Annotated in this window: 23 protein-coding genes; 15 read left to right on the top strand and 8 right to left on the bottom strand. The window is 44.4% G+C overall.

Annotated elements, in window-relative coordinates; genetic code table 11:
• The first annotated feature begins 72 nt into the window (after positions 1-72).
• The 4 genes from ACLWOR_RS16010 (at position 73) to ACLWOR_RS15995 (ending at position 2,628) form a co-directional block, all read left to right on the top strand.
• Positions 73-867 carry a murein L,D-transpeptidase catalytic domain family protein gene (locus ACLWOR_RS16010; RefSeq protein ID WP_413941801.1) on the top strand — a complete coding sequence of 265 codons (795 nt, stop codon included), beginning with the start codon at positions 73-75 and terminating at the stop codon, positions 865-867.
• Positions 868-981: 114 nt separating this feature from the next.
• A complete protein-coding gene (locus ACLWOR_RS16005) occupies positions 982-1,722 on the top strand; it encodes an alpha/beta hydrolase (protein ID WP_413941800.1) in 741 nt (246 codons plus the stop codon).
• Positions 1,723-1,818: 96 nt separating this feature from the next.
• The gene (locus tag ACLWOR_RS16000) at positions 1,819-2,001 is read left to right on the top strand and encodes a hypothetical protein (RefSeq protein WP_413941798.1); all 183 of its coding nucleotides are present in this window, start codon (positions 1,819-1,821) and stop codon (positions 1,999-2,001) included.
• Between the two features lie 24 nt (positions 2,002-2,025).
• Entirely contained in the window at positions 2,026-2,628 is a 603-nt protein-coding gene (locus tag ACLWOR_RS15995; protein WP_413941797.1) for a hypothetical protein, read from the top strand.
• Between the two features lie 54 nt (positions 2,629-2,682).
• Here the strand turns inward: ACLWOR_RS15995 and ACLWOR_RS15990 are convergent, their stop codons facing one another.
• Positions 2,683-4,086: an alpha/beta hydrolase gene (locus ACLWOR_RS15990; RefSeq protein WP_413941796.1), complete on the bottom strand. Its 1,404-nt coding sequence runs from the start codon at positions 4,084-4,086 to the stop codon at positions 2,683-2,685.
• Positions 4,087-4,271: 185 nt separating this feature from the next.
• On the opposite strand from ACLWOR_RS15990, the gene ACLWOR_RS15985 reads away from it, so the two are divergent.
• The gene (locus ACLWOR_RS15985; RefSeq protein WP_413941795.1) at positions 4,272-5,189 is read left to right on the top strand and encodes a hypothetical protein; all 918 of its coding nucleotides are present in this window, start codon (positions 4,272-4,274) and stop codon (positions 5,187-5,189) included.
• On the opposite strand, the gene udk is transcribed toward ACLWOR_RS15985, so the two are convergent.
• Genes udk through mmsA form a run of 5 tightly spaced genes read right to left on the bottom strand, consistent with a single transcriptional unit; the run spans position 5,178 to position 10,397 of the window.
• Positions 5,178-5,792, bottom strand: a complete 615-nt coding sequence (udk, locus tag ACLWOR_RS15980) for a uridine kinase (protein ID WP_413941794.1) — start codon at positions 5,790-5,792, stop codon at positions 5,178-5,180. The two genes, ACLWOR_RS15985 and udk, sit on opposite strands and share 12 nt — an antisense overlap.
• A gap of 7 nt (positions 5,793-5,799) precedes the next feature.
• Complete coding sequence (upp, locus tag ACLWOR_RS15975; protein WP_413941792.1) at positions 5,800-6,429, bottom strand: uracil phosphoribosyltransferase; 630 nt, start codon at positions 6,427-6,429, stop codon at positions 5,800-5,802.
• A 16-nt stretch (positions 6,430-6,445) separates the two neighbouring features.
• On the bottom strand, positions 6,446-7,660 hold the full coding sequence (locus tag ACLWOR_RS15970; protein WP_413941791.1) for a URC4/urg3 family protein: 1,215 nt from the start codon (positions 7,658-7,660) through the stop codon (positions 6,446-6,448).
• A complete protein-coding gene (locus tag ACLWOR_RS15965) occupies positions 7,653-8,909 on the bottom strand; it encodes a GTP cyclohydrolase II (RefSeq protein WP_413941790.1) in 1,257 nt (418 codons plus the stop codon). The genes ACLWOR_RS15970 and ACLWOR_RS15965 overlap by 8 nt, the downstream gene beginning before the upstream one ends.
• Positions 8,910-8,921: 12 nt before the next feature.
• On the bottom strand, positions 8,922-10,397 hold the full coding sequence (gene mmsA, locus ACLWOR_RS15960) for a CoA-acylating methylmalonate-semialdehyde dehydrogenase (RefSeq protein WP_413941789.1): 1,476 nt from the start codon (positions 10,395-10,397) through the stop codon (positions 8,922-8,924).
• 289 nt (positions 10,398-10,686) lie between these two features.
• Between mmsA and ACLWOR_RS15955 the strand changes: the two genes are divergently transcribed.
• Positions 10,687-11,484, top strand: coding sequence for a hypothetical protein (locus ACLWOR_RS15955; protein ID WP_413941788.1), 798 nt, complete (start codon positions 10,687-10,689; stop codon positions 11,482-11,484).
• A 210-nt stretch (positions 11,485-11,694) separates the two neighbouring features.
• Here ACLWOR_RS15955 and ACLWOR_RS15950 read toward each other — a convergent pair whose 3' ends face one another.
• Complete coding sequence (locus ACLWOR_RS15950; RefSeq protein ID WP_413941787.1) at positions 11,695-12,420, bottom strand: transposase; 726 nt, start codon at positions 12,418-12,420, stop codon at positions 11,695-11,697.
• Between the two features lie 415 nt (positions 12,421-12,835).
• On the opposite strand from ACLWOR_RS15950, the gene ACLWOR_RS15945 reads away from it, so the two are divergent.
• Positions 12,836-13,354, top strand: coding sequence for a lipocalin family protein (locus ACLWOR_RS15945; protein ID WP_413941786.1), 519 nt, complete (start codon positions 12,836-12,838; stop codon positions 13,352-13,354).
• A gap of 16 nt (positions 13,355-13,370) precedes the next feature.
• Complete coding sequence (locus ACLWOR_RS15940; RefSeq protein ID WP_413941785.1) at positions 13,371-13,898, top strand: lipocalin family protein; 528 nt, start codon at positions 13,371-13,373, stop codon at positions 13,896-13,898.
• Positions 13,899-13,908: 10 nt separating this feature from the next.
• Here the strand turns inward: ACLWOR_RS15940 and ACLWOR_RS15935 are convergent, their stop codons facing one another.
• Entirely contained in the window at positions 13,909-14,832 is a 924-nt protein-coding gene (locus ACLWOR_RS15935; protein ID WP_413941784.1) for a MerR family transcriptional regulator, read from the bottom strand.
• Positions 14,833-14,922: 90 nt separating this feature from the next.
• Between ACLWOR_RS15935 and ACLWOR_RS15930 the strand changes: the two genes are divergently transcribed.
• From ACLWOR_RS15930 to ACLWOR_RS15900, 7 genes are read left to right on the top strand one after another with little or no spacing between them, the layout of a single operon-like run.
• Positions 14,923-16,179 carry an NAD(P)/FAD-dependent oxidoreductase gene (locus ACLWOR_RS15930; RefSeq protein WP_413941783.1) on the top strand — a complete coding sequence of 419 codons (1,257 nt, stop codon included), beginning with the start codon at positions 14,923-14,925 and terminating at the stop codon, positions 16,177-16,179.
• On the top strand, positions 16,176-16,922 hold the full coding sequence (locus ACLWOR_RS15925) for a DUF1365 domain-containing protein (RefSeq protein ID WP_413941782.1): 747 nt from the start codon (positions 16,176-16,178) through the stop codon (positions 16,920-16,922). Before ACLWOR_RS15930 ends, ACLWOR_RS15925 begins: the two co-directional genes overlap by 4 nt.
• A complete protein-coding gene (locus ACLWOR_RS15920) occupies positions 16,919-18,091 on the top strand; it encodes a class I SAM-dependent methyltransferase (RefSeq protein ID WP_413941781.1) in 1,173 nt (390 codons plus the stop codon). Before ACLWOR_RS15925 ends, ACLWOR_RS15920 begins: the two co-directional genes overlap by 4 nt.
• Before the next feature lie 36 nt (positions 18,092-18,127).
• Positions 18,128-19,159 (top strand): SAM-dependent methyltransferase, encoded by a 1,032-nt coding sequence (locus ACLWOR_RS15915; protein ID WP_413942176.1) that lies wholly within the window; start codon positions 18,128-18,130, stop codon positions 19,157-19,159.
• A gap of 12 nt (positions 19,160-19,171) precedes the next feature.
• Positions 19,172-19,966 (top strand): DUF1295 domain-containing protein, encoded by a 795-nt coding sequence (locus ACLWOR_RS15910; RefSeq protein WP_413941780.1) that lies wholly within the window; start codon positions 19,172-19,174, stop codon positions 19,964-19,966.
• A 1-nt stretch (position 19,967) separates the two neighbouring features.
• A complete protein-coding gene (locus ACLWOR_RS15905; protein ID WP_413941779.1) occupies positions 19,968-20,435 on the top strand; it encodes a DUF2062 domain-containing protein in 468 nt (155 codons plus the stop codon).
• Between the two features lie 2 nt (positions 20,436-20,437).
• Positions 20,438-21,160, top strand: a complete 723-nt coding sequence (locus ACLWOR_RS15900; RefSeq protein ID WP_413941778.1) for a hypothetical protein — start codon at positions 20,438-20,440, stop codon at positions 21,158-21,160.
• The last annotated feature ends 56 nt before the right edge of the window (positions 21,161-21,216 follow it).

Here is a 21,216-nt window from a genome sequence, read left to right as displayed (position 1 = left end):
AGCAATAAGTTTTCTATTTTCTCAGAGGGATCCTTATTATGGGAGCAATACCTGAATATCTGGGAGAATTCTGTGCGACTCCAAATTCTTTCTTTCATGTTGATTTCCATTTTGGGCTTGCAAGCGCAAGCTTTACCTTCACCTGACATTGTTCAGCGAATAGTTTCGCAAGGTGTGCCGGAAGATGCACTGACTCGCTTGTTAGATTTTATTTATTTCTATAATGGGCGCAGTTTCTATCAAGAGATTTATGTGTGTGCGGGGGCGCCTCTCGGCAGTGCAAAACCTTGTGAAGAGTCCAAGCGAATTCCTTCGTTTAAATTCGTGACGCTAAGAAGTCCAACCAATGTTGTGATTATCAACTACGGGGCTCCTTCAACTGACTATCGATTTTTTCTGATCAATCTTGAAACGGGTGATGTGACAAGATTTTATTCTTCGCATGGAGTTGGAAGTGGCAAGAGCAACTTTGCCAGCCGCTTTAGCAACATACAAGATTCGCGACAAACTTCGCTGGGTATTTTTATGACGGGCGAAACTTACGTCGGTCGCTATGGCCAAACTCTGCGCATGTATGGACTGCAGACCTCAAACGACCAGGCTTATAAGCGTGATATCGTTTTGCATGGGGCATGGTACGTCGGCGATAAGTTTATTAATTCTATTGATCCAACAACCGGTCTAAAATACGGACGCTTGGGTTTAAGTTGGGGATGCCCAGCGGTCTCGACCCAATACATTCAGTCTTTAATTACCACTCTAGGCTCGGGAAGTTTGATTATGCATTATCATAATAATTTGATGGAGTCGGCTTTGACGGGTGGTGAAGTCATTGCGACCGGAACTGATGTCATCGCGCAAGAATGATCTTGATAGTTTTTGGAAAGACCCGCAGAATCGGCCTAAAGGATTCGTGGGATGGGTTATTTAGGACTTCTCCAAAGCGCTCTCAAAATCGCAGTACTCTCTTATGTGGGAGTTATGATCCTTGTCTATTTTGTTCAAGAAAAGATGATGTTTTTTCCTTGGAAGCTGGCCGCAGATTTCCAATTTAATTTCAAATCCACTTTCGAAGAGAAGTGGACGACGTTTGGACAAGAAAAGATTCACAGTTTGCTTTTTAAAAACGCAAATCCCAAAGGCGTGATACTTTACTTTCATGGGAATGCAGGATCTCTTGAAAACTGGGGTGAAGTTGCCGAGCGTATCGCAGTTAATTTGAACTGGGATGTTTGGATGTATGACTATCCTGGCTACGGGAAAAGTTCTGATAAAATTCGTTCAGAAGAACAACTGCTGCAAGTGGCCCAAGCTGTATTCGAGGATGTTCGTAAAAATTATCCAAATTCCAAAATCGTCTTATTTGGTCGTTCGATTGGTTCGGGAATGGCCGTGCACCTAGCTTCGCGCAATCAGGTGCATAAGTTGATTTTGGAAACTCCCTACACCAGCCTTACGGATATCGCAGCCAAAAGCTACCCGTACCTACCTATGTTTTTATTAAAATATAAAATGCCATCCAAGGACTGGATCCAACGGGTCAAAGCGCCGATTATGATTTTGCATGGCACGCGCGACGAGGTGATTCCTTTTGCGCATGCAGAAAATCTTGCGAAGATGGTGCGAGATCCAGTTTTTGTTTCTTTTCAGGGCGGCTATCACAATGACCTGTCGGACTTTAAGCAGTACGAAGAGGCCCTCGCTCAATTCCTCGATAATTAGTTTTCTTGGAACAAGGTCCAGAATTGGCTTCTAGGAGAAGAAGTTTCTGCTCACGCAGGGTAGACTGATCCTTTCACTGACCAATTTGGAGTAAAAATGCGCTATCTCAACGCAGTAAAAGAACAAGTCCTTAAAATCTACGAAGTGATCAAAGAATTCGATGAAATGCCCATGAGAAATTTTAGCGGTCAGTTTTATGATAAAGAAACGAAGAAACCGCTCGCGCCTCGTCAGAATAAAGTCAAAGTTGAAGATCTTCGCCCCCCACGCAAAAATTAATTCGTGAATTATCCAGGAGTCTTCATGAAGTTCGCAGCAGCACTTTTTATTACTTTGATCGGCATGCAAGCTCACGCTGGATTTTTGTTTGAACCGATGGTTGCTTACGAAATGGGTTCGAACAATGTCGAATTCACTTCGGACGGGCAAGGCATTGTTGGAGTCGATAAGATCAAGTCTGATAATTCCGCTATCAATTATGGAGCACGTTTAGGTTTTCTTTTTGCGCCATCAGGTTTTTGGTTTGCCGGAAACTACAATGTGGCCTCATCTGGTAAAGCAAAATTTGATACCCACGAGGATACTTTTGAGCGCACAACAATCGGTCTCGATATCGGTTTCTGGCGCGGTCGTTGGAATTTCTTCGTAGGTTATAACTTCAGCGACAAATTAGATTTCATGCAAGTAAACGGCACGGACAAGGATCACGTAACAGGTACGTCTATTCGCGCGGGTATCGGGTTTTTATTGTATCACCATATTGCCTTTAACCTTGAAGGCGTCATGCACACCTACACGGCTGGTTCTGATGAATCAGGTAGTACGATTTTTCAGTCAGACTTTGAAAAGTACGTGAAATCTTTCAATCAAATAAGCTATTCCGCAGGTCTTTCATTTCCATTCTAGGTATAGGTGATTTCGTTTCGTAAGAGGGACCAGAGACTGGTCCCTTTTTTTCGTCTAGTTTCCGCCAGTTGTCAGAACCATATTCAAATATGGATAGAACAAAGTGAGATCGACCTTTTTTGGATTCATCTTATCAATTAGATTCTTGTACTTCTCATAAAACTCAGGATGCGTTTCGCGTGTATTGAGAATTTTTGCGTAAATCTCTGATTCACGCTCTTTCTGCGCATTGCTGTACTCATTCATCACTTTCGCAACAAACGAATCTTGGCCTTGTAGGGCGATTTGCAACACTTTACCTGGGCCATAAGTCATATCGGCCCAAGATCTAAACAGTAAATCTTGCGAATACTTTTTTGCCATGTGGATCGAAACACTCGCCAATTGGTTTTCTTTTTTGATCGCGTCTGTGATGGCTTTTTGGTTAGCTGGATTTTCACCTGCTACGGCCAAAAGTTCTCGCATCACCACGTTGTGTCCGTTTTTATCCACATGTTCGAAAAGATAGTGACCGATACCTGGTTCAATTGTGATAGTCGCATTTCTAAGAGCCGCACGCAGCGGAACGGACACATCATAAGTGTTTTGGCCAATCGGTAAGCCAGTCTCTGGACTTAAAGGTGCTGGAACGTATTCTTCTCTGTCACCACTTAAGATACGGATATTCAGATTTGGATTTACCACTGTTGGATCTGCTAATTTATTGCGTGACCAATTAAATTGTTTTGAAACTTTCGCCGCCCAAATACCGCCGAACTCATTTTCAGGAACTTCACCACCGAATTTCATTTTCGTTGTGTATTTGTCGTACCATTTCGATAGTTCTTTGGTGAAAGCAGCAGGGGATAAAGCAACAACGCCATCAATTGTTTTCGGATAGCGAGCGGCGAATTCCAAAATCACATCCGGACCAAAAGAGTGACCGACCAAATAGACAGGCTTACCTGATTTTTTCGCCTCAAGGACAATCGCACGAGACCACTCCATAAACTCAAAGGCATTATCGTACTTGTGATCACGTGGGCCTTCACCGTGGAAAGGCATATCCACGCTAAGGGCTGAGAACCCCATGTTGGCAAGATTGTTCATGTTACCAATATAGTTACGGCCGCTGGATTTCATTGTTCCTGAACCGTGGAAGAAGATAAAGACGGCTTTGGCGTTTGGATCGATTAACGGAACTTCACCTTTGTGATTGGGAAGGGCTGTTTTCGTATAATAGACTTGGGTGTCCCATTTTTTTGAGAAGTACGTTTCCACCTGTCCATAGACTTCTTGGCGTTGCAAGGTTTCAATATATGATCTATCGCTATTCCATTCAACCTTGGGAGCCGTGATACCGCGTGTTTCTTCAAAAAGGCCGGCGCAGACTTGTCCCTGACCCCAGCTCAAAAATGGCATGAGGGCGATCAAGAGATTGACAGAGAGCACACGCCCTTTGTGATTAAATTCACGCATAAAAACCTCCAAATAATTTCAATCAATTGAAATACAAGACAAGTGCCAGAGGCGTTGTCCCAAAGTGAGATGATCCCTATGGGGAGCAATAGACTTATTAATTTCGAAAAATAGGGAACGGAACTTTCCTTCAGGCCTTGTCGATCCTTTGAATAAGACTGAAGATACTATTCAAGGAGACCTCGATGAAGCTTGTTACGCAAATGAGTATTGTGATGCTTTCTCTCTGTTTCTATAGCACTGCCTATGCAGGAAAAACTGAGGCCGACAAAGTCGCCAAAGAAGCTCTTGAATGTCGTCGCATTCAACCTTTTTATTGGGAAGTTGGCGATGCGAATTCGGTTCTGGCAAGCTCCTCGGTCGGCAGTGAGTACGATCGAGAGTCCGAAATAAGAATGGCCTCTGCTTCAAAGTTCATTTTTGCGGCCTACGTATTTGAAAAACTGCGTGGTGATTTGAATCCTCATCAGAAGAATTTACTTTTGATGTTGGGAGGGTATGAGGATTTCACACCTGCTCCCTGCGAGCTGAGACTTAAAGTATCTGGATGTTTCGATGCCCGGCAAAATAGCCGTGTCTCAAAAGAATCTTTGGGAAAGTTTTATTACAGTGGCGGTGACGCCCAGGCTCTTGCGGTTGAGCTGGGGCTTGGAAACCTCAATCGGGAAGCGCTTGCTCGTGAAGTTTCGCGCCACCTGGGACAAAAATTCAAAATTCAATATCCAAACTTGGCTCTGGCAGGAGGAGCGAAGATGACTCCTGGCGACTATGCCGAGTTTCTAAAATCTATTTTGCGCGGCGATTACCTCATAAAAAACTTTTTAGGTAAAGAAGCGATCTGCACCTCGGCCGCAACTTGTAAAACGGCGGTTTTTTCTCCGGCAAAAGAACCCTGGCTTTATTCGTTTCATCATTGGGTTGAATTGAATCAGCAAAAACAAGTTGAAGCCTTCAGTAGTCCCGGGGCTTTTGGTTTCTATCCGTGGATTAGCGCGGATAAAAAAATCTATGGCGTTTTGGCGCGTGAAAATAAGTCACGCGATGCCTATTGGGAGTCTGTAGAGTGTGGGCGTCTTATTCGACGGGCCTATTTACAAAAGTAGGCCGAGCTTCGAACAATACTGAGCGAGCACTTGATCGTAATCACCTAGATCTTTGACGATCGTGTGAGCGTGAGCCTTCGAAGGCTCTACGAATTGGTTGTGCATAGGGCGCACTTGCAGTTCAAATTGCTTCTTCACGCCCTCGGGAGTCCGACCACGCTCGTGCACGTCGCGATCTAAGCGACGTTGGAAGCGTAACGCTTCGGGGGTATCAAAGAAGATGGCTTCATCAAGTTCCGCGCGCACTTCTTCCGAATGCAAAATTAAGATACCATCGACTAAAATAACTTTGGTAGGTTGGCCGATGAGACATTCTTTTTTACGAGAGTGAGTGACGAAATCGTAGATGGGAATTTCAAGTTGTTGGCCAGATTTAAGAGTTTTAAGGCCGCTAGCAAGAAGAGAGAAATCAAGGCTTGAAGGGTGATCGAAATTAACGGAGCCGCCATCGCCATCGAATTTTGCCGATTGGTCGATGTAGTAGTTGTCCTGATAGAGGATCGTACAATGAGCTTCGCCCAGCATTTTTTGAAGCTGTTTTGCGAAGTGTGTTTTTCCAGAGCCGCTGCCTCCAGCGACTCCGATAATGTGCGGTCTCTGCATTTTTTACCTACTTCGTTTGAAAGAGGCGGTCCCCAGCATCACCTAGGCCTGGCACTAAATAACCGAGCTCATTTACCTCAGATTCGATGTGAATTGTATAAACTTCGACGTCAGGATGGAAATGGCGAACTTTTTCCAGGCCTGATTGGCTTGTTAATATACTAATTACCTTGATACGACCCACGCCATAGTTCTTAAGGCGGTCAATCGCTGCGATAATCGTATCGGCCGTCGCAATCAAAGGGTCGCAAAGAAGGACTTCTTTGCCTTTAATGTCTTGAGGCATTTTGAAGTAGTACTCCACCGTGTTGTGAATAAATTTATCACGGTAAATACCAATAAATCCTGTGCTCGCAAAGGGGATCATTGATAAAGCAGCATCAAGCATGCCGTTACCAGCGCGCATAATTGAAACAACCACGGGAGGGTTTACGATACGCTCAGCAGTTGCTTTGGCGATCGGTGTTTCAATGCTGATGTTTTCTAGCTGCTTCCAATCTTTCATCGCCTCATAGATCAGGATCTTTGAGACTTCTTTAACCAACTCACGGAACTCATGCGAGTAAGTTGTCTTATCACGCAGGTAGCCCAATTTGTGTTTTAGTAAGGGATGGCTGACAACAGTTACATTATTCATAAATCACTCCAAAAAATTAGAATACAGTTCCATCACTCTCAATTTTGAGAGGAGGAGAGCTATCCGCGCGTAAAGCTTTCGCTGCTTTACGACCGGCCCACCAAGTGCCACCTTCTAAAACTTTTGCAAGAGGGAAGTCGGCCGGTGTTTTGTTTAATTTTTTCTGAACTTGTTCACCGATACGATCAAGCAGCGAAACCGTGAGGCCGCGCCATTCAATGATCAATTCAGAGTCAGGACGATGACTTTGTTCCGCCAAATTTTTGTCTTTCAAAGAAATCAAACCACGATCGATGAGCAATCCGCCATTGCGGTATTCAGCAAGGCCCGTCAGTTTTTCAACATCGACAAGTTCAAAGCCTGCATCCATCAATGGTTCCATTAAAGAATAAGTCATCCATTGCGAAAGCTTGTGGAAAGCAGCAAGGCCTCCTGGAACTTTTGAATAATTCCAGATGTCGCCAAGGTTCACCCCCGCCACTCTTACACGACCTGGCCAAATTTCTCCAAGCCCATCCAAAACGGCGCGGAGTAATTGCGGCCCTGTGATTTTTTTGCCGTAGCGGTTGTGGAGATAATCCACCAAGCCACCCGGACGACCGCCAGGGAAAAGGTCTTTTTTCTGCGCAATTGTTTTGCCCAAGTTTTGCAGCAAAGACAAACGTCCTTCGACACCGACAAGTGGATTCGTCGCGCTGACTTGGAAAGCTTCTTCGAGTTGTTTCACGGAGAGCTTTTGCAAAGCCGTTGCTGTCGCTTGGTGCGGTCTGCCTGCAACATCTGAGAGATGTCCTTGCATAAAGAGATAGAAACTTGCAACGCCCAAGCCTTCTGAGCGATTGAAAACCTTGCCAGTTGATTGTTCTTTATAAGACCAAACATTCCCGGCACCGGCATCAAGCAATACGGAAGTTATCACCAGATCCAATTTCACGCGGGCTTTTTCAAGAGCGTCAAATTCAGCCGTTTTTGCTTCTAGAATTTTGACACGATCAATTTCTCCGACACGGAAGTGACCCCAGCGAGAGTGAAATGGAATGTTCAAACTTGGATAATTCGCGCGAATCACTTCAACAACATATTCGACCACAGAATCAAATTGATCTGCGTGATATTGAAAATGTGTCTGGCCCGCTTTCGTCAGTTCAAAAATTTTTTCAGCACTTTGACGAACGGCCAAAGGGGATAAAAGAAAATCCAGATCTTTTTCCGAGTAGTTCATATTATTCATCGATAGGTCTTCCTTTAACCTTTTGGAGTTCTTCGCCCGCTTTTGCGTCACCTTTATTGAAATAACCCGCTGCTTTCTTAGCTTCGATTTCAACTTGGGCATCTGCTGGGATTAATTCTTCTGGGATCGAAACACGGTTGATGACTTCAATTCCGCTTTTCGCAATCGCATTGTATTTCATATTACTCATTGAGTGCAGATTGTGAATACGAGTGATGCCGAAGAAGTGCAAAATATCTGGCATCAATTCTTGGAAGCGCGCATCTTCAACACCGGCCACACACTCTGTGCGGTGGAAGTAAGTCGCAGCCGAGTCGCCACCTTTTTGACGCTTACGAGCATTGTAGACTAAGAATTTTGTCACTTCACCGAGCGCACGGCCTTCTTTGCGGTAGTAAGCAATAAAGCCCACGCCACCACGTTGTGCTGTGCGAGCAGCATCTTCAATACCGTGGATCAAGTAAGGACGGCATGTGCAAATATCAGAGCCAAATACGTCTGAACCGTTACATTCATCATGCACGCGGCAAGTGAGTTCCACATTTGGATTTGAAAGATCTTTGACGTCACCAAAAACGTAAACTGTCGTGCTGCCGATTGGAGGAAGCATAACTTTCAAATCGGGACGAGTCACAAGCTCTGGGAACATGCCGCCAGTTTCTTGGAACAAGATTTTACGAAGGTCGCCTTCGTTCACATCTAGGCGTTTTGCAATACCCGGCAAATACCATACAGGTTCCAACGCGATTTTCGTAACACGAATATCTTTGTTTTCGTTGATGATCTTGCCGTCAATTTTCAGGCGGCCAGCATCGATTGCCTGATGAATTTCTGGGATTTGCAAATGCGCTTGAGTCACTGCGATTGTCGGGCGTACGTCATAGCCATTTTCATAGTACTCTTTGAAGTGAAATGGAACGTCGAAACCCCAAGGGTCGATTGAAACCATTTTATCCGGATCGGACCAAGACGGGAAAGGGCCGATTTTCACCGGGCTCTCTGTGTTATTTAAATCCGGTTTGTGAGAAGTTGAATATTTACCTTGCGCAATCGAAAGCGCGCGATAGACCGCATAGCTTCCGCTGTGTGTGCCGATGGCATTGCGTTTTTTAGTGTCAGTCAGTGATCCTACGATCGGGCCACGTTCTTTTGGAGTCTTTGCGCCCCAATTGATCGGCAAGCTGTCTTTAAAGACTTGGCTTGAGTGCGAAGTAAGAATCACATGTGCAGATCTTTTATGTTCTTTCATGACGGGCCTCTCTTACGACATCCAGTTGTTGTCGTCTTGCTTTTCCCATTTAACAGTTACTTTTTTAACGTTTGACCAGAAATCCAAGGACTGATGTCCCGTGATATCACCGTGACCAAATTTAGAGGCATTCACGCCTCCAAAAGAAAATGGCTCACGCGGAACAGGAACACCGACATTCACGCCGACCATTCCAGTAGAAGCCATGCGAATGACTTTCTCAGCAAGGTTGCCACTGGAAGTGAAAACCGAGCAGGCATTGCCGTACTCAATGCTGTTTTCAATTTCCATAGCTTGGCTGATGTCTTTGCAGCGAATGATAGAGAGAATCGGACCAAAAAGCTCAAGCGTTGCCGCTTCACTTCCTGGAGACACATTGTCGAGGATAGTGGGACCGATCCAGTTTCCTTGTTCCATTCCCGCAGGCGCTTTTGCTTTGCGACCATCAAGTAAAACTTTTGCGCCAGCCTTTTCAGCATTGGCGATAGCTTTGTTCAAGAATTCTAATTGAGGTTTTGTGATAATTGCACCCATGTCTTGGCCGAGTACCAATGAGCTGGCGCGCTCATAAATTTTTTGAATGTGTTTGTCGACGTCGCCAACAGCTAACAACACAGCGGCCGCCATGCATCTTTGACCTGCACACCCGGTGAAAGAATCACTGATGCCCATGCCTGACAATTCAGGATTTGCATCTGGCAAAAGAACGATATGATTTTTAGCTCCGCCCAGAGCAAGCACACGTTTCCCGAGTTGAGTGCCGCGTTCAAAAACGGCTTTTGCTACTTTTGTTGAACCAACAAAGCCTACGGCTTTGACGTCTTTGTTATCAATGATAGCTTCGACTGTTTCCTTGCCACCTTGAAGAACTTGGAAGACTCCATCAGGCAATCCAGCTTCTTTCAAAGCTTGTGCGATTTTCATAGATGTCAGAGGCGTTTTCTCTGATGGTTTCCAGATATAGGCGTTACCGAGTGTCAAAGCGATTGGAATCGTCCACATCGGAACCATCGCGGGGAAGTTAAATGGCGTGATGTTCGCAACCACTCCCAAAGCTTCGCGACGGTATTCGCAAGAAACACCTCTTGAAACTTCAACCTTGCCACCCAGATCCATGTTTTGAAGGGCGATTGCGAACTCTAAAACTTCGATGCCTTTTGCAAGGCCGGCTTTACCTTCAGCAAAACTTTTCCCGGATTCTGAACTTTTTAAATGTGCGATTTCGTCCATGTCGCGCAAAAGAATTTGACGGAAGTTGAACATCACTTTCGTGCGTTCTTTGAGGGGAGTGGCGGCCCATTCTTTTTGTGCGATTTTCGCAGATGCAACAGCAGCATTTACCTCAGCAGCTGTCGACGCATTAAATTCTCCGATCACTTTGCCGTTATAGGGGCTCAAGACTTGATATTTTTCGCCGCTGGCTTTGTCGAATTTCCCATTCACAAAATTCAAACACACAAGAGGGCTCACTGGGATTTTTACGCTCATAACATTCCTTCGATTTGGTAAAGAACGAAAGTCTATTGAGTGTTCTATTTGCTTGCCAACAAAAAAGAGCAATCACTCAAAAACGTAAGATTGACGCTCTATGATTTGTTGTCTGACACGATCTTATTAAATGGACGCACGTAAGTCGTGTTCAATGTGAGTTGATAATTGACCGCACGTCGTTTTCCACTGTCCTTTCATATAGAAAGCACTCGGAAGTGTAGAGATACAAATTCTGTTTCATGTAGGCTGACACCTCATTGCAAGGACGCAATGTTAAGGAGATCAGATGACTTTAAAAATGAAAACGTTGGCCCTGGTAGTAGCGTTGGGCCTGCCACTTGCCGGATGCTCTGGTGGCGCAAATGACTTCTCTTCAACCGAAGAAAATCAACAACAACAAGATCAAACTCAAGACAAAACTCAAATAGCAGAACCCACTGATCCTCATGCGGAGGAGAATCCTGCTGACGAATCCAACTCCGAAAGCGAAGACCTGGTCGATCATATTCAGGACGATGTGGGTGTTGGCGATATGATCAACGAAGAATTGCAGGCGCTGGGTTGTGTGCGTGCTTCTTCATCACAAATCAAACAAGTGAATCTTGGTTTGTCTAAGAAAGAAGAGTTCTTGCAAAAATGTGCAGCCGAGACGAACAACTCTTCGTGGTGTTCTCAGGTCGTGCGTCCGAATCCTTCAAGTATCAATACATTTCGTTGCACGTATGGTTCAAGCCAAGCACATAACCTCATTCACCCAGATGAGTCGACATGGAAATATCCAATCAATGGCGTGAAGATTCTAAAAGACCTTCAAGCTAAGGGAATCAAAATCAGTCATATCTACAACTGGTGGAGACCTCAGCCGTACAATAAAAATGTCGGGGGGGCCGCTGGCAGACATCCCTACGGAACTTCAATTGACGTGCGCTTTGCTTCAAACTCAGAGGCCAATCGGGCCTTTCGTGAGCTTTGTCGCATGAGACGTGCAGGCCGTTTGCGCGCAATAGGTCATTACGGTAGCGCCTCGTTGCATATTGGCGTTGGTGATAGATTGGCCAATACTTGGGGTAAAAGCTGTAATTAGGAACTGATCCAAGAGTCTGTGCTTCGAGCGGGGTTTGGTGGCTGGGTTTTGGAAATTTCCAAGGCTTCGCGACACGGCATCCGGCCTCTGCTGTTGCCCACCTTCGGTGGGTTCGTGCCATCCAGGCACCAACAGAGGTCGCTACGTCTTGAAAATCTCCAAAACCCAGCCCCCAAATTTGCTGAACCTCATAGCTCGGATACAATTTTTCTATTTTAAAAATGCAAAGTTGTTACTCTTCGCAATATATAGATAAAGACCTAGCTCTAAGTGCTCAGGTTTTTTGGTTGTGCACCAACTTCTTCTTGTAAGTCGTTTGATGTGATCTCGAAGTTTGGCGCAGGTGTGATTGATTTTAAATAATGGATCGAATTTACGTTTGTTGTGGTTGAGATATCTTTGTTCTCTCGTCTTTTCTTTTTTGTCGTCCGCTAAGAATGTTAAGTGTTGAGCTTTGGGAAAAGCTTTTTTCACGGCTTTTATGTAGCTAAGTTTTTTGTCTGACTTAATAATCTGGATATGGGGATTACGAGAGGAGATTTCTTGTAATAACTCAGGAAGTTTCGCTTTGATTTCGTCAGGGCGTGGTCCGTATTTTTGGAGAGAAATTGAAGATAAATGTCCAAAGGCTTTAATCTTAGCCACTTTAACTCCGGCAATCTCATAGTGCTCATTAACCGCAACGATGACGGATAATGGTTTTAACTTAGTATGTTCAATAGATAAAAGTTCATCAAACTCAAGCTCTTGACCTTGAAGTTTTCTACTTAAGACATCGTCCTTAGCAAGTGTACCGAGCCAAACCCATCTGGTGTAGGCTGTTTTATAGTTGCATCCCACAATTCTAGCGGCCTCTCTAATACTGACTCCACCAGCAAAAAGCTTGCAAAGGGTTCTATTCAGAAAGCTTTTCTTTTGTTTAAAAGCTGGCGACAAAGTTCTGGTGGAAAAGTTCTTATTGCAGTGATTGCAATGAAAACGCGGAATATAGGTTTTAGTACTCTTTTTATAAAAGTAGCCGCGTTTATAAAAGTCGTTGTTGCCACAATAAGGGCATTTTTTATGGTGAATCGAAAACTGCGCCATTAAATGATTAGGACAGCAATAGTGCTACTTAGCTTAAGGCGTTGTATTTTAACTCTAGGCATCCGGTTTTAAATTGATTCGGACCCCTTCGGATGGCGTAGCGCGCACAATACTGGATCAGTTTCCTGTAATTAATAGCTGTTTCGAAATGTGATTTAAATAAAAACCCATGCTTAACAACATGGGTTTTTATTTGTATAGAATAATCTATACAAATATGGAGGAATGCGGTATTATAAATCTATCTAGAAAGTGCAGGTAGGTTATGAAAAAAGTCATTTTGCCGTTTGCTCTTTACGCTCTTCTTTTTAATTTCACCCCAGCTTTTGCTGACTCCAGTGACCCCGATGTTGTTCCAGCTGTGGATTTTAATCGGTACTCAGGCCTCTGGTACGATATAGCCCATGCTCCGAATTTCTTTCAGAAAGATTGCGTTCGATCGACTGCGGAGTATCAAGTTCTGACTCCTCTTTCAGTTTCAGTAAAGAATATCTGCTATAAGGCAAATGGCTCGAGCAGTGATATCGAAGGGGAGGCCAAGGTCGTAGATCCGACTGTGCCTGCCAAGTTGAAAGTGCGTTTCAATATTTTTGCCCGCGGTGATTACTGGATCATTGATCTGGATCCCAACTATCAATGGGCCGTCGTCAGTGCGCCGAAAAAGAAATCACTTTTCATCTTATCTCGTCAAGCACCGATGGATTCAGTGTTGTTGGAAAAAATTGTTCAAAGTTTAAAAGCGAAAGGCTTTGCAACAGAGGACCTCGTTTACGGTCAGTACTAGTCCGGGAGGTCACGCTGTGAACCTGAAGTTTTTTCTTCTGACTTTTTCTTTTGTATTGGGAGCCTGTGGAACTATGTCTTCTCGTGAGCCATTGCGCACGGTCAATTATGTCGATATTCCCAAGTTCATGGGGGATTGGTATGTCATTGCCAATATCCCCACCTTTGTCGAAAAGGGAGCTTACAACGCCATTGAATCATACTCATGGAACACCCAGGAAAAACGCATTGATGTCGATTTCCGCTACAATAAAGATAGCGCCACAGGTCCGATAAAAAGATATCCGCAAAAGGCTTGGATTTATGACAGTAAAACAAATGCCGAGTGGCGAGTGCAGCCTTGGTGGCCTCTAAAATTTGCCTACTTGGTTATTGATTTGGCTCCGGATTATTCCTACACAGTGATTGGAGTGCCGGATCGAAAGTATGTTTGGATCATGGCGCGAAATAAGACGATGGAACCTCGGTTGTATGAGAGTCTGGTCGCAAAACTTCAGGCATGGGGCTATGACATATCAAAGCTGCAAAAGGTGCCTCAGCTCTGATAGGCGAGATCTATTTAAGGCTTTTTAAAACAGTCCAGAATTCCGGCATGGAAGAAATAAACTGCACCTTGCGTTTGAGCTTTAAGTGGAGTCCCTGAGAATTTCTTCCTGCAATCAGGAATGTTATTTCTTGAGGCAAGTTGCGATCTAAAAAATTCACAAAGGAATAAAGACTTTCCTTTGCGCCTTCTTGCTCGGAAACGGTACTTGCTAAGAGTAAATGAGTGGAGTTGTAGCGTATGCAAGTTTCACACAGGTCTTTTTTAGGAGTACTAGGGCCTAAGAAAAGTGTGTGCAGTCCCAAATATGAACCGAGGCTTGATCCTATCATGATACCCATGTCGTGAAGATCTCCCTCTGGAGTGGTCAACACGAGGCGGGATTTGGATTTGGCTTTTTTGCTCTCACTTCGGGTGAGAATCAATTGATCCTTGATCAGCGCCGAAAGAATATGTTCTTGTGCGACCGAAAACTGTCCTTCAGCAACGAGAATTCCCATTTCGCCCGCAAGTGGTACAAGATGGTCCAAAACGTAAGTATCAGGTTTGTTGGCTTTCCTTTTTTTGTTCAGCAGATCTCGGATCTGATCCCATTGAAAAAGCAGAGCTAGATCTAAAATTTCATAAATAAATCCCGAGCGAGAACTGCCAGAATCGGGAAGTTTGGGGGACCCTGTCGGTTCTTGCAGCGGCAGAATTTTTTCTAAGTCACTGAGCTTGAGGCGGGCGATTTCGCTAATCTTGTATCCTCTGTTAACAAGTTCCTGCAGCAAGCGGGCTTTCTGAATATCCTGAAGTGAGTAGTGCCTACGTCCAGTCGCACTTCTTTTGGGCTTGAATGCATTATAACGGGATTCCCATCCGCGGAGGGTAAACTCCGAAATCCCAGTAAGTTCGATAACCTGACGAATTGAAAAAGCCTCTTCCTTAGCCATTGTCTTATTTTATACCCCAGATCTTTTTTTGTATAGAAAAATCTATACAATATCAGAAGGGTCGTATATGACGCTTTTGCGAGGTGGCAAATGAAAGTGGCAGTCATCGGTGGTGGTATTAGCGGTTTGGGTGCAGCCTGGATTCTGAGTCAGAAAGCAGAAGTGCATCTTTTTGAGTCAGAACCTCGATTGGGTGGGCATGCTCACACTGTCCATGTTCACGAATCACAAGGCACAGTTCCCGTCGATACAGGTTTTCTGGTCTACAATGAATTAACATATCCTCACTTGAAGGCGTTCTTTGCAAAACTTCAGGTTGAGACTGTCTCCTCTGATATGTCATTAGCGGTACAAGCTCCATTTAAAAAATTGGAATGGGCGGGAACTAATTTAGACACAGTTTTTGCTCAGCGAAGGAATATTCTGCGCCCTGGATTCTTGCGGATGCTCTGGGATATAACTCGCTTCCATAAAGAATCTGAGCAAAATTTGGAGCTTGCAAGAAAGAATTCCTGGAGCTTAGGTCAACTGATTCGCGAGCGTTCTTACAGCGAAGAGTTCCGTCAGGACTATCTGCTTCCAATCGGTGCTGCGATTTGGTCCACTCCCGAAAGGGGAATGGAAGATTTCCCTGCTGAGACCTTTATTACTTTTTTTATCAATCATCGACTTTTGCAGATTAATGATCGACCTATTTGGAGAACGGTTCGAAACGGTTCTATTGAGTACGTCAAAAAGGTGGCTAGCAAAATTCCACATATTCATCTTAATACGCCTGTGCATGGAGTTGAGCGACGCAATTCTCAGGTTTACGTTCGGGTGGGGGGCGAAGTCCTGGCATTTGATCGTGTTATTTTCGCGACTCACGCTCCAGTTACTTTTCAGATGCTGCAAGACGCGTCGGAGCGCGAGAGAAACATTCTCTCTGCAATCACCACTCGTCCGAATAGGACCTATTTACATCAAGATGAATCTTTTATGCCTGCTCGTAAAAAATGTTGGTCTTCTTGGAACGTGCAGGGATCTCCTTCGGAGTCTGCGCACCAAGATGTCTCACTCACATATTTTTTGAATAAGCTCCAACCGCTTTCAACAAACTCAAATTATTTTGTGACGCTCAATCCGCGGTCACCTATTCAAGAGGCCCTGCGTGAGTTTACTTATCATCATCCGCAATTTGATCGAAGAGCGTTGGAAGCCCAAAGATCACTTGGAGAGATTCAAGGGAATGGGGGAGTGTATTTTGCCGGAGCATGGACACGTTATGGATTTCATGAAGATGGACTTTTAAGTGCAGTGAACGTCGGAGAGTTATTGGGGGTGAAGCCACCGTGGGAGGTTTCATGAACTCAACACTTTTATCAAAAGGCTTTGTGTTTCATGGGCGTTCGGAAACCGCTCGTCATTCTTTCCGGTATCCGGTCTTTACGCTCTTGTTTCCTGTGGATAGTGAACCGCAAATGCAGGCTATTTTCAAAAGACGTTTTTGGGGAACTTTATCCGTTCGCGCTTGTGATTACCTAAATGGGTCGCATGGCTCTTTGAACGAAGCTATTCGTCATTTTTTAGCGGAGCACTGTGATTATCATCCGGACGAAGTCTATCTACAAACATTCCCTCGCATGTTCGGTTATGTTTTTAATCCGGTGAGTTTTTGGTTCTGCAAAAAGCAAGGGAAGCTTGATGCTGTATTGTGTGAAGTGAACAATACCTTCGGAGAGAGACATTTCTATTGGCTCAATCCAGAGGGTGGTATCACTAGTGACCTGTGGTTGCGCTCTGATAAGGTATTTCACGTCAGCCCCTTCTTCCCCATTGATGGTTATTATAAATTTCGTTTCAATCTTGGCGAATTCAATTCGCGCGTTGATATTTTTTATTATGATCAGCAGGATCATCTTCGTTTATCGACTTGGATTGAGGGCACTCATTCGCCCCTGAGTGAGAACAGTATTTTTTCAATAATATTCAAATACGGCTGGATGACTCCATTGGTTGTTTTACGAATCCATTGGCAGGCCTTTCAGTTATGGATCAAAAGAGTTCGTTTTTTTACTAAGCCGGAGCCTCCGCGCAAGGAGATCACATGAGCCGCATGACACTCAAAACTCGCTTCTTTTTATCGATTTTGCAGAACACTCAAGGAGCCACCTTAGTTGTGACTTTTCCTGACGGGCGCCGGGAAGAATTTGGGCAGGGAAATCCCCGAATCGAAATTCAGGCCACAAGCTGGCAGACGTTTGATGAAATTATCGACAAGGGAGACTTGGGATTGGCCGAAAGCATCGTGAATGGCGACCTGATTGTGAACGATGTTGCGGCCTTGATACAATGGGCTTGCTACAATGACGCTGCAATTGAACGTTTGATTCATGGTACTTGGTTTGGGACGTTCTTTGCGCGTCTTCGCAAAATGTTAAATCCGAATAGCAAGTCGGGCGCCAAAAAGAACATCATGGCTCATTACGATCTTGGAAATAGTTTTTATCAGTTGTGGCTGGATCCAAGTATGACTTACTCCTCAGCGCTCTATGCTTCACCAAATCAGGGACTGCAAGAAGCGCAGATGGCCAAGTATGACCGAATTATCGAAGCTCTGGATATCAGACCAGAGGATCATGTCTTAGAGGTTGGTTGTGGTTGGGGTGGTTTTTTCAGCCGCGCCGTTGAAAAGACGGGATGCAAAGTGACGGCTGTTATGAATTCACCCGCACAAGCTGCGTTCAATCGAAACCTTATCCGTGACAGGGGTTATGCACAAAACGTGGATCTTCGTCAGATAGATTATCGCGACATTGATGGGCGTTTTGATAAAATTGTCTCTATTGAAATGGTCGAAGCCGTCGGTGAACAATACTGGCCGGCATTTTTCGGGAAAGTGACGGAGTCACTTAAGACCGGAGGACAGGCGCTGATTCAATCGATTACTATTCAGGATGATCTTTTCGATGTTTATCGAAGCAAAACAGATTTCATCCAGCGCTATGTCTTCCCAGGCGGCATGCTTTTGGCGCCCAAGGTTTTTGCGGATTACTCAAAACGTTTTGGCTTGCTGGCCGAGAAGCCTTTCGAATTCGGCATTTCATATGCCGACACTTTAAAAATGTGGAAAGAGAACTTTGAAAAATCCAAATCGGAAGTGCGGACCTTGGGATTTGACGACAAGTTTTTAAGATTGTGGGACTTGTATCTCGGATATTGCGAAGGGGCATTCCGCGCAGAGCGCATCAATGTTGGACATTATCATTTACAAAAGTAGGAGGCAGTTGTGGCGTTATCAACGTTCATCGATTGGATGGAGAGAGGACTGATTCCCGAGAATTTTGTGCGAATGGGAATTAGGAAACTTTGTAAAGAGCGTCTGGAGAGTCTTCGATTCTCTGATCCTGAGATAGGTCAGGAAAGGGATTTTGCTTACATTCAACAGTTAAAAAAGTCAGCTATTGCCTTTGCAACAGAGAAAGCCAATCAGCAGCACTATGAGCTTCCGGCGAGTTTTTATCATATGGTGCTCGGAAAAAACAAAAAATACAGTTCGGGTTTTTGGCCGGATGGCTGTTTGGATTTGAGTCAATCTGAAGATGCGGCTTTGGATATCACGCTACAGAGAGCTGAAATTCAAGATGGAATGAAGATTCTAGATTTGGGGTGTGGCTGGGGCTCTGTGACTCTAAAAATTGCGGAACGATTCCCTCGTGCTCAAGTCATCGGTTTGTCAAACTCGCGCTCGCAACGTGCTTACATTTTGCAAGAAGCGATGACTCGCGGACTGCACAATGTGGATGTGGTGACTGGTGATATTGGTGTTTTTTTGGGGAAAGAAGATTGGTCTGCAAGCTTTGACAGAATCGTCAGTGTGGAGATGCTGGAACATGTGCGCAACTATGAAATGCTTTTTGAACGTCTGAGTGGATGGTTAAAACCTGAAGGTAAATTATTTGTTCATATATTTACGCATCGATTGTATGCCTATCCGTTTGAAACGGAAGGTGATGACAATTGGATGGGGCGATATTTTTTCACTGGCGGGCAAATGCCGAGTCATCATCTTTTGACCTACTTCCAAAAAGATTTGGTTCTTGAGCGCCAATGGGCCTGGAGCGGTCTGCATTATCAAAAGACCTCAGATGCTTGGCTGAGAAATATGGAAAGACATCGCGGTGAAATCGTAAAGATATTCCGTGAAGTCTATGGGGAACAAGAAGCTGCACGTTGGTTTGAAAGATGGAAAGTGTTCTTTATGTCCTGCTCGGAGCTTTTTGGATATCGTCAGGGACAAGAGTGGGGAGTTTCTCACTACTTGTTTCAAAACCGCAAACAGCGATAAGGAGACCAAGCCATGTCAGATTTTTGGATGCAAATTGTTTACGGCTTGCTTTTGATGTTCATGGTGATGTCAGGAACTTGGTATTTTTCCAAGAGATGGAACAACTATAGTGTTGTCGATGCAGTTTGGTCGTTCTCATTTGCTCTGATGGCTGCTTTCTTTGCTTCCATGAGCGAAGGTTGGATGCCCCGAAAGATATTGCTTGTCGGTGTCGTATTTCTCTGGAGCATCCGGCTAGGAGTCTTTTTGGCACGCCGAATTTACTCTCATCATCCTCTGGAAGACGAGAGGTATAAGAGCCTAAGGGCCGATTATGGAGCACGAGTTCCTTTTCGATTTTTCATGTTTTTTCAATATCAAGGCATCAGTGTCGTAGCATTGAGTTTTTTGTTTCTGGAGATTTTACGAAACCCGACGCCAACGTTTTCAGCTTTCGAGATTGCAGGCTTTATCCTCAGCATCTTGTCCTTGATGGGAGAATCAGTCGCAGATAGCCAAGCAAATCGTTTTAAATCCAACCCTGCAAACAAGTTACGGGTTTGCGACGTGGGTCTGTGGAAGTATTCTCGTCATCCCAACTATTTTTTCGAAAGTATGATTTGGTGGGGTTTTTATCTCGCGGCACTAGGCACTGCTGGAGCAGGGTACACGATTTATGCTCCACTCATTATTTTGTTCATATTGCTGAAGGTGACGGGCGTCCCACCTTCGGAAGCGCAAGCTTTGAAAAAGAGAGGCGATGCTTACCGGCAATATCAGAAAAGGACCTCTGTATTCGTGCCTTGGTTTCCCAGAAAAGGAGATTAAGGTGATAAAAAAGTTATCTCAGAAAATCAAAGATGTTTTGTATCAGCAGCTTAAGCAAGGAGCAACTGCGGATGGACTGGCACTTACTTGTGCCGTTGGGATCGCGTTAGCTTTGTTTCCCGCATTGGGAACTACAACGGCCCTCTGTATTGCGGTAGGAACGGCTATGAAATTAAATCAACCAACACTGCAGATGATCAACTACGTACTGGCACCAATCCAGTTGATTTTGATTCCGGTTTTTTTAAAGCTGGGCGCTTGGATTTTTGGTATCCCAGCTGTTTCTGTAAATCCAAAGACAATGATTGCGGAATTTTTTGAAGCCCCTGCACAGTTTCTTGCTGACTATGGGATGGCGGGCTTGTTGGGAATAGTGGCCTGGTCGCTGGTGATGCCTATAGTCGCTTATATTGCCTATCGCTTTTTACGAATTCTCTTTGTGAACTTTCAGAAGATGAAAGGAGCCTAGCCATGAAGTTTTTTTTGATTGTCGGAATTCTTTTGGTGATGTCTTTGGGGTATGGAGAGGAAAAGCAGACCCGTGTTTCGAAGATTTATGCAATTGGGAAAACCTCAGAGGAACCACTCTTTGTACAAACAACCGAGTTGCAAAATTCCACCTCTGGGAGTTTTACGTCAAATGCAAAAATTGAGGATCCGAGTGGAAAGCTCATTATGACAGAGAAAGTGATTGTGAAGGATGAACTGTTGGTTTCTCAGTATGTCGAGCAGCTCCAGTCACAAGAAGCCTGGGATCTTTCAGTAAAAGATGGATATGCGACTTTTAAAACCTTCAAGTTGAGTGAGGGGCGCTCTTCCCCTCAAGGGAACGGTAAATCCGAAAAATTGGAAAAGTCTTTTATAAACGGTCCTTTGATAGAAATGTTCATTAATAAAAACTGGGAAAAGCTTGTGTCTGGTGACACCGCTTCTACGGCTTTTAGTGTCTTGGAGCTTGAAAGATCGGTGAATTTTAAGCTTCAAAAAGTCAAAATGTCAGAGCGTCGTGGTCGCCCCGTTTTAGTTATTAAAATGAAGCCCGCCAATTTTTTAATTTCAGTTTTGGTCGATCCGATTTTGTTAGAATTCGACTCATCCACCAGAAAGCTTGTTTATTTTAAAGGACGCACGCCTCTTAAAGTCAGAGAGGGTGAAAAGCTGAAACCTTTGGATGCAGAAATTTTTTATGAATAAAGCGTCTGATTTTCAACAAGAATTCGTTGTCTGACATATGTGAAACTTGAATCGCT

Origin of the sequence: Bdellovibrio sp. HCB2-146 (genome assembly GCF_047345725.1) — a bacterium.
Lineage (GTDB): Bacteria > Bdellovibrionota > Bdellovibrionia > Bdellovibrionales > Bdellovibrionaceae > Bdellovibrio.
This window is presented reverse-complemented; position numbering and strand designations above follow the sequence as displayed.